This window comes from Nocardia cerradoensis NBRC 101014 (assembly GCF_000308535.1).
Taxonomy (GTDB): Bacteria; Actinomycetota; Actinomycetes; order Mycobacteriales; family Mycobacteriaceae; genus Nocardia; species Nocardia cerradoensis.
Genome location: NZ_BAFW01000164.1, coordinates 20,712 through 29,850 on the forward strand (window position 1 = coordinate 20,712; position 9,139 = coordinate 29,850).

Annotated in this window: 7 protein-coding genes; 3 read left to right on the forward strand and 4 right to left on the reverse strand. The window is 69.5% G+C overall.

Annotated features, from left to right (window positions below; all coding sequences use genetic code 11):
- Window positions 1-37 precede the first annotated feature (37 nt).
- Complete coding sequence (locus ON23_RS17290) at window positions 38-1,072, reverse strand: CE1 family esterase (protein WP_039779411.1); 1,035 nt, start codon at window positions 1,070-1,072, stop codon at window positions 38-40.
- A gap of 123 nt (window positions 1,073-1,195) precedes the next feature.
- Complete coding sequence (locus tag ON23_RS17295) at window positions 1,196-1,429, reverse strand: DUF3039 domain-containing protein (protein ID WP_030517239.1); 234 nt, start codon at window positions 1,427-1,429, stop codon at window positions 1,196-1,198.
- 333 nt (window positions 1,430-1,762) lie between these two features.
- Here ON23_RS17295 and ON23_RS39280 point away from each other — a divergent pair, with 333 nt between their 5' ends.
- The 3 genes from ON23_RS39280 (at window position 1,763) to ON23_RS17310 (ending at window position 4,852) form a co-directional block, all read left to right on the forward strand.
- Complete coding sequence (locus tag ON23_RS39280) at window positions 1,763-2,119, forward strand: DUF3099 domain-containing protein (RefSeq protein ID WP_051042800.1); 357 nt, start codon at window positions 1,763-1,765, stop codon at window positions 2,117-2,119.
- Window positions 2,120-2,185: 66 nt separating this feature from the next.
- The gene (locus ON23_RS17305) at window positions 2,186-3,760 is read left to right on the forward strand and encodes a DUF7782 domain-containing protein (RefSeq protein ID WP_051042798.1); all 1,575 of its coding nucleotides are present in this window, start codon (window positions 2,186-2,188) and stop codon (window positions 3,758-3,760) included.
- A 123-nt stretch (window positions 3,761-3,883) separates the two neighbouring features.
- Complete coding sequence (locus tag ON23_RS17310; protein WP_030517242.1) at window positions 3,884-4,852, forward strand: sigma-70 family RNA polymerase sigma factor; 969 nt, start codon at window positions 3,884-3,886, stop codon at window positions 4,850-4,852.
- 186 nt (window positions 4,853-5,038) lie between these two features.
- Here ON23_RS17310 and ppc read toward each other — a convergent pair whose 3' ends face one another.
- Entirely contained in the window at window positions 5,039-7,825 is a 2,787-nt protein-coding gene (gene ppc, locus ON23_RS17315; RefSeq protein WP_083904038.1) for a phosphoenolpyruvate carboxylase, read from the reverse strand.
- An 80-nt stretch (window positions 7,826-7,905) separates the two neighbouring features.
- Window positions 7,906-9,139, reverse strand: a 1,234-nt coding sequence (locus tag ON23_RS17320) for an acetate--CoA ligase family protein (RefSeq protein ID WP_039779425.1), incomplete at its 5' end; no start/stop codon positions are given.

Genomic DNA, 9,139 nt, shown 5'->3' on the forward strand with positions numbered 1-9,139 from the left:
AACCATCGTCAGGGGATCCGCCCGGGTCGGCGCGTCCTCACCTCCCGGCGGGCAGCGGGTGGTCGCGGAAGAAGTCCCAGATGATCCGGTTCGCGCTGATCGCGGTCGTGGTGCGGCCGACCAGGGGTTCCGGCGAGATCACCGACGCGGTGCCCGGCCAGGTGTGACCGCCGCCGACTACCGCGTACAACTGCACGGCCGTCCGGTCCGGGCACGGATAGGTGTAGCGCACGACATCCGGGGCGACCTGCTGCTGTTGCGGTTGCGTCCCGCACCCCTCGCGCCGCGCCCACGCCGCCGCCTGATCGGGGATGGTCACCGGTCCGGGACCGTCCACCCCACCGGGCCGCGTATCGCCGCGCTGAGCGGCCGACCCCGTTCCGTCGGCCGAGGGCAGGTATTTCGCATTGGGCCCGACACCGCCGGTATAGGCGACGATCGGATCCTCGGTGCCGTGGAAGGCGACCATCGGGACGGCACGCACCGGATCACACCATGCGAAGTCCTGCAGTCCGGCCACCGGCGCCACCGCGGCGATCCGGTCCGCGAGCTGACACGCCAGCGACGACGTGGTGAAGGCGCCCATCGACAGCCCGGTCACATAGACGCGGCGTTCGTCCACGCACCGGTTCGCCTCGACATGGGTCAGCAGGTCGGACAGATACGCGATGTCGGCGCTGTGCTCGCCGAAATCCCACCGCGGCACACCGGGTTCGTCCAGCTGCGGCGTGACCGTCGCGAATCCGTTGGCCATGCCGAAGGGCCCCAGACCGGTGCCCGCGTACTCGAGTGCGGCCGGTTCCAGATAGCCGTGCAGGTCGACGACCAGCGGCAGCGGTGCGGTGGCTGCGGGAACGTCGAGCAGGTAGGTCCCGGATTTCCCGGCCGCCGCGAAGCTTTCGATCGACGTGCCGGTCGGATGCGACGCCGAACATCCCGGCGACGGCTGTGCCGGTACGTTCTCCGGCTCACCGGCATGGGCAGTGGTAGCGGTCGAGAGGGCGGCAGCTGTCAGAAGTGCCGCCGCGATGGACGAGACCGTACGAAACCACCGGGACATCGCGATATACATGTACTGCCCACCTCGCGGGAAATATTGTTCTCAGCAAAGAGAACAATGATCACACAAGCGCGGCGGGCGCGGGCGCAGACGGGCGAGACGGCCCGGAACGGCCGCTCGATCCGTCCTCCGGGCTCAGTCCTTCTTCATCATTTCGTAGATGCGTTTGCAGTCCGGGCAGACCGGCGAGCCGGGCTTGGCCGAGCGCGTCACCGGGAACACTTCGCCGCACAGCGCCACGACATGGGTGCCCATGACGGCACTTTCGGCGATCTTGTCCTTCTTCACGTAGTGGAAGAATTTGGGAGTATCGCTGTCGGTCGTCTCGTCGGTGGTCGTATCCGGACGAACCAGGGTGTCGGTGCTCACCCCATCGATTCTGCCATCGGCGCGCGAGGCTGGTGAGCGGGTGTCGCCAACCTCATCGGACATCCGCGGTTCGGCGGTGCTTGCGGGGTGGCGGGCGCGTGTGCATTCGATCATGTGGAGTGGAAGACTCGACGTATGCAGCGTGACGGCGACTCCTCCGACCTACCGCCCGAGTCCCGGACGTCGGGCCCCGGGCGGGTCGGTTCGGAGCGCGGCGACGCACGCGCGGCCGAACCCGGCGGCTCGGCGAATACCGCCGAGGCTCCGGACATCTCGGCGCCGGAGGATCCACGGCCTTCGGGCGCGACGTTCGAACGCCGGCCACCCGGTTCGATCCCCCGCCCCGCGCGCGCCTCGGCCGGCTATTTCCCCGGTGAGGACAAGCATCCGGTATTGATCACCGAGGCCGCGCCCTCCCTGGACCAGCAGCACCGCGCCCGCGTGAAGCGCTACATGATCCTGATGGGTTTCCGCATTCCCTGCCTGGTGCTGGCGGCGGCCGCGTACGGCCTGTGGAGCAATGCGCTGATCTCGCTGGCCATCATCGGCGTCTCCATCCCGCTGCCCTGGATCGCCGTACTCATCGCGAACGACCGGCCGCCGCGCAGCAAGGACGAGCCCAGCCGCTGGGATGAGCGCCGCGCGGCGAAAGCGCTCGAATCGGGACAGCATCGTTCCATCGACGGCTGAACGACACGGGCGACCTGCCCGGACCCGGTGAGCACCGCACTCCGTACCAGGTGGCAGAGTTCTCGTGTGCCTGCCGACCGGACCACCGCCTCCCTGCTCACCGCCCTCGCGCCCGCGCTGCGCGCCGCGCTGACCCGGGTGCGTTACGACGCCGACACCGTGCTCGACGCCATCGGCGCCGACGCCCACGCCGCGCTCGGACGTTCCGAACCGGTACCGGTGCGCCGGGCCGCGCGCGAGGCGGGTGAGCTCGGCACGCTGATCCGGCTGCTGCTGCTCGGCGACGCCCTGCCCGAACGGGAGGTGGCCGCGGCCTTCGCCCCGCTCGACATCGACCGCGCCGTCGCCGCGGGTCTGCTCGAGCGCGACGGCGATTCGATCCGCGCCGCGCTGGACCTGCGGCCCCTGGATCTGGGTTCGGGCACCCGCTGGGTGCTGTCGGATCTCGACGACTCGATGCGGCGGCGCACCCTCAGCGCCGACCACGTCCTGGGCGTGGGCCAGGCGTCGCTGTCACTGCTGCGCGCGACGCCGACCGATCCCGTCGGATCCGTTCTGGACCTCGGCACCGGCTGCGGTGTGCAGGCGGTGCATGCCGCGGGCTATGCGAAGACGGTGACCGGCACCGATGTCAGCAGCCGCGCGCTGTGGCTGGCCGAGGCGACCGCCGCGCTCAACGGCCTCGATATCGAGTTCGTCGAGGGCTCGTGGTTCGAGCCGGTCGCCGGACGCCGCTTCGATCAGGTGGTAGCCAACCCTCCGTTCGTGGTCGGCCCGGCCCGGATCGAGCACACCTACCGCGATTCGGGCCTGGCGCTCGACGGCGCCAGCGAACTGGTCGTCTCGCAGGCGCCCGGTCTGCTGAATCCGGGCGGTACCGCGGCGATGCTCGCCTCCTGGGTGCACACCGGCGATGCCGACTGGCGAACCCGGGTGGCGAGCTGGCTGCCCGATCGCGGGGTCGACGCCTGGATCGTCCAGCGCGACGTGGCCGATCCGGCGCTGTATGTCGGCACGTGGCTGCGCGATGCCGGACTGGATCCGCGCGATCCCGAGGCACAGCGGCGGGCCGAACAGTGGCTGGCCGCCTTCGATACGGCGCAGGTCGAAGGCATCGGCTTCGGCTTCGTCTATCTGCGCGCGATCGACGGGCCCACCGAGGTGCTCGCCGAGGATCTCACTCACGGCTTCGACGACCCGCTCGGCGCGGAGGCGCCGTCCTACTTCCGCCGCTCGGCGTGGCTGCGCACGGTCCTGGCGGACAACGAGGTCGCCTGGCGTGCGCGATTCACCGTCGACGCCGCGACCGCGCTCGAGCGCGTCCTGCTGCCGGGCGCCGAGGGCTGGCAGGAGCGCGTGGTCCGGCTGCATCGCGGTGACGGCCCCCGCTGGCAGCACGAGATCGACGACACTCTGGCGGCGTTGCTCGCGGGAATGCGACCCGACGGGCTGCCGTTGGAAGAACTGGTCGAATTGCTCGCAATCGGCCACACCGGAACCACCGCCACGCCGCAATTCCGAGCCGAGGCGTTGTCGGCGGTCACCGGACTGGTCCGGCACGGACTGATCACACCGGACGAACTCGACGCGACCCCGGCCGACGCCGCGCGCACCCCCACGTCCTCGGAGTTCCCTTCTTAAGAACTTCTCAGACGGAGGATGTGAAAGCCGCAGCTCAGCACGGTTTATCGGCGCCAAGGCGGGGAACTTTCCCAGTGTCGGGTCCGTTGTTCGGAGTGAGACACCACCGACAGGAGGCAAGTCATGACAAGCCCCGCCACCACTGGAGTGCGCGCCATCGATTCGGACCTCGACGCCCAGAGCCCGGCAGCCGACCTGGTACGCGTGTACCTGAACGGGATCGGTAAGACCGCGCTGCTGACGGCCGCCGACGAGGTCGAGTTGGCCAAGCGCATCGAGGCGGGCCTCTATGCCCAACACCTGTTGGAGACCGGTAAGCGGCTCTCGGCGACCCGCAAGCGGGATCTGGCGATCCTGGTCCGCGACGGTCAGGCCGCCCGTCAGCATCTGTTGGAGGCCAACCTCCGCCTGGTCGTATCGCTGGCCAAGCGCTACACCGGCCGCGGTATGCCCCTGCTGGATCTGATCCAGGAAGGCAACCTGGGCCTGATCCGCGCGATGGAGAAGTTCGACTACGCCAAGGGTTTCAAGTTCTCCACCTACGCCACTTGGTGGATCCGGCAGGCCATCACCCGGGGTATGGCCGATCAGAGCCGCACCATCCGCCTCCCTGTGCATCTGGTGGAGCAGGTCAACAAGCTGGCCCGGATCAAGCGCGAACTGCATCAGCAGCTCGGCCGCGAAGCCAGTGACGAGGAACTGTCGGCCGAATCGGGCATTCCGGTGGAGAAGATCGCCGATCTGCTCGACCACAGCCGCGACCCGGTGAGCCTGGACATGCCGGTCGGCAACGACGAGGAAGCCCCGCTGGGCGACTTCATCGAGGATTCGGAGGCGACCTCCGCCGAGAGCGCCGTCATCGCCGGGCTCATGCACCGCGATGTGCGCAGCGTGCTGGCCACGCTCGACGAGCGCGAACAGCAGGTCATCCGGCTGCGCTTCGGCCTCGACGACGGCCAGCCGCGCACCCTCGACCAGATCGGCAAGCTGTTCGGTCTCTCGCGTGAGCGCGTGCGCCAGATCGAGCGCGAAGTCATGGCCAAGCTCCGCAAGGGTGAGCGGGCGGACCGCCTGCGCGCCTACGCCAGCTAGGTCACACAGACGCTGGGCCGCCCGGAATCCGGCCCAGCACCATCTCGGTGACCGGATAGGTGGTCACCTCCGCTGCGCCGGCCGACGCCGGTGTGCCCTTCCCCCCTCCGGGGCACATCCGTCGGCCGGCGTGCTGTATCGATCCGCCCGTCGCGAATCCCGTTGCCGCGACGCCGGATTGCGCGGCTACCCCGAGTTGCGCAGGGCCGTCGCCAGGCCGTTCATGGTGAGCAGGATGCCGCGCTCGACCAATTCCGATTCGTCCCCGGCGCGCCTGCGCCGCAACAGGTCCACCTGCATCTGGTTCAACGGTTCCAGATACGGGAAGCGGTTGCGGATGGACTCGGCCAGCGCCGGATTGTCCGACAGCAACTGATCACTGCCGGTGATCGCCGCATGTACCTGCACGGTGCGGTCGAACTCGTCGCGGATCATCCCGAAGATGGTGGTGCGCAACGTCGCATCCTCGACCAGCTCGGCATAACTGGCGGCGATATCCATATCCGCCTTGGCCATCACCTGCGCCAGGTTGGACATCACGGTGCGGAAGAACGGCCACCGCCGATACAGGTCGCGCAGTGTCTGCCAGCGCTCGGAGTCGGTGCCGGCCCACTCCTGGATGGCGCTGCCCGTGCCGTACCAGCCCGGCAGCATCACCCGCGACTGGCTCCACGCCATCACCCAGGGAATCGCCCGCAGATCCGAGACCGAACTGGTGGGTTTGCGGGAGGCGGGCCGGCTGCCGAGATTGAGGTCGGCGACCTCCGCGATCGGCGTGGAAGCCCGGAAGTAGTCGACGAAGCCGGGCGTCCGATGCACCAGGCGCGCATAGGCTTCGCGCGCCGCCTCCGCGAGCTCCTCGAACACCTCATAGGCCGCCTCGGCGCCGGACCCCAGACCTTCCACATCCAGCAACGACGATTCCAGTGTGCCGGCGACCAGCGATTCCAGATTGCGGTGGGCGGAACCGGATTCGGCGTACTTGGTGGAGATCACCTCCCCCTGCTCGGTCAGTCGCAGCGAACCGCGCACCGCGCCCGCCGGCTGGGCGAGGATCGCGTCGTAACTGCGGCCACCGCCACGGCCGACGGTGCCGCCCCGACCGTGGAACAGCCGCAACCGGATTCCGGTTTTGCGGGCGGTTTCCACCAGGTCGAGTTCGGCGCGGTACAACGCCCAGTTCGCCGCCAGATATCCGCCGTCCTTGTTGGAGTCGGAATAGCCGAGCATCACCTCCTGCGCCATGGCGCGGGCGGCGACCAGGCGGCGATACGCCGGAACCTCCAGTGCCGCGGCCAATGTCGCCGCGCCGCCGCGCAGATCGTCGATCGTCTCGAACAGCGGGACCACCCCGACCGGGGAGTGGGGCGGGGTCTGATCGTCGCCGGGATCGAGAATTCCCGCCTCTTTCAGTAGCAGCGCCGCCTCGAGCATGTCGCTCACCGAGGTGCACATGCTGATGATGTAGTTGGGCACCGTATCGGGCCCCAGGGCGTCGATCGCGGCGCGGGCCGCGCGCACCACCCCCAACTCCTTGGTGGCGAGTTCGCTCAGCCGGGCGTGCGGGCCCAGCAGCGGCCGGCGCGTGCTCAATTCGTCCGCGAGCAGTTCCACACGCTCCGGTTCGGGCAGGCTGCGATAGTCCGCGTGCACACCCGACCAGGCCAGCAGTTCGGCCACGACCTGTTCGTGCACCTCCGAGTTCTGGCGCATGTCCAAGCCCTGCAGGTGGAATCCGAAGGTCTCCACCGCCCCGCGCAGTGCGGCCAGGCGGTCGTCGGCCAGCAGGCCGTCACCCGATTCGCGCATGGAGGCATCGACGGTGTTCAGATCGTCCAGCAGCTGGTCGGGACCCTCGTACGGCGAGACGCGGGCGAGTTGCTCACCGGACAGTTCGTACACCGACGGGAATTCGGCGGCCGAGCCGAGCGCGCGCTGCGCGGTCGCGGCGAGGCGCAGGCGAATGCCGCGGATCGCGCGCCGATACGGCTCGTCGGCGCGCTGCGGTGAATCGTCACCCGCGGCGTCGGCCAGCCGCGACAGTTCCGGGGTGATCGCGACCAGCCGGATCGACTGTGACAGCGATTTCTCCAGGGCGACGAGCTCTTTCAGATAGTGGCCGAAGATCACGGTGGCGGCCCGGCGGGTGGCGCGTTCGACCACCTCGCCCGTCACGTTCGGGTTGCCGTCGCGGTCGCCGCCGATCCATGAACCGGGCCGCAGGATCGGGCGGGCGAGCAGATCGTGTCCGGGCCACCGGGCCCGCAGCGCCTCACGTACCTCGGCGTTGATTCGCGGAATCACCTCGAGCAGGGTGAGGTCGTAGTAGCGCAGTCCGACCTCGATCTCATCGGAGATCCGCAACCGCGCGAGGCGGATCAGCGCGGTGCGCCACAGGGTGAGGATCTGGCGGCGCAGGTCGTGGTCGATCGTGGCGTACTCGGGTTCGTCCTCGCGGTAGCGGGCCCGCCGGCGCATCAGTTCGGTGATGCGGGCCTGAACATCGAAGACGGTGCGGCGGCGCGTCTCGGTAGGATGAGCGGTGATCACCGGCGACACCAGCGCGTCCTCGAGCACCTCCGCGGCGAGCGCACCGTCGACACGAGCGTGGTCGAGCGCCCGGTACGTCGCGGCGAGGCTGGATTCCTGCGGCGGCTCACCGGCGGCGACATGCACCGCGCGACGGCGGTCTCGCTGCAGATCCTCGGCGAGGTTGGCCAGCAGCAGGAAATGGCTGAACGCCCGGATCAGCGGGATCGCCACCGGCAACTCGGTATCGCGCAGCATCTCCGCGACGGCGCTGCGCTCCACCTCCGAACGCCGCACCCGGAAGGCCTCGACTCGCACCCGTTCGACGAGGTCGAACACTTCGGGGCCCTCGTGGTCGCGGATCGTCTCGCCCAGGATCGCGCCGAGAAACCGGATATCGTCCCGCAGGGGCGCCGTAGCGCTCTCGATCTGATCTTCGCGCATACCGCCAGTATCGACCATGTCCGCGGACCGGCCGCGGTGGCGCTGGTCACCACGGTATGGCGTGGCAGGCACCGAACGCCTCACACCAGGCGGCGCGGACCGTTGTCGAAGCGGCTCGGTTCCGGGCCGATCCGCACGCGCACGTACAGGATCGCGGCGCCCTCCGGTGAGGCCAGCACCGGTTCCACCGACAGTTCTCGCACCTCCGGCAGATCGTCGCACAGCGCCGAAATACGTTGTGCCAGTACGGCCAGCGCCTTCTTGTCCACCGGTTCGCCGATGGTGCGGCCCGGTCCGGCCTGGCCGTCGAGCAACGGGGCGGCGCGCGGGGCGTCGATCAGTTCGAGGGCCTCGGCCTGGGTCAGCGGCAACGCCCGGTAGGCACGGTCGCCGAGCAGGTCGATGATGGTTCCGGAGAGACCGAATCCGATGACGGATCCGAACGACGGGTCGTCCTGCACCCGCAGCACACACCCCACCCCCTTGGTCGCCATCTTCTGGATGTGGACGACCGCGTTGCCGGTCAGTTCCGCCAGATCGGTGTAGGCACGCCGGACCGCGGTGTCGCGCCACAGGTCGAGGCGGACACCGGTGAAATCCGGTCGGCTGCGCCACATTTCGCCGGTGGCCTTGGCGGCGACGGGATATCCCAGTTCGGCGGCCGCGGCGACGGCGGCGTCGGGATCACGGGCTTCCCGGAAGTCCACCACGCGAATGCCGTAGCAGGCGAGCAGTTCCGCGGCCTCCAGATCGCCGAGCCAGTCGCCGTCGGGACTGCGAGTCATCCACCGCTCCACCAGTTCTCGCGCCCGCCCGACCTCGAGTCCGTCGGGGCGCACCACCAGGGAGGCCGGGCGGGTCCGCCACGCCGCGTATCGCCGCACCCGCGCCAGCGCTCGCGCCGCACGTTCCGGATCGGGGTAGGACGGAATGGAACCGCGGTCGACGATGCCGCCGGCACCGCGCACGGTGAGCAGATTCGGCATACCGTGATCGGCGACGAAGGTGGTGAGCACGGGTTTGACCGCATCCTGCGCGCCGGCCCGGATCGCCTCGGCGAAGGCGGTGACCGCCGTCGGCACCGGCGGCGCGAAGATGACGATGACGGCGTCGACCTCGGCCGAATCCATCGCACTCGCGACGGCGGTCAGATAGTCGGCGGGTTCGGCCTGCGGTCCCAGATCGGTCGGCTCCCCGACCTCCAGTCCCTCCCCGCGCGCCGCGTCCACCGCCAGCCAGCCCAGGGCGGCGCTGTTGCCGATCACCGCGAGCCGGGGGCCGTCCGGCAGCGGCTGGTAGGCCAGCAGCATGGCG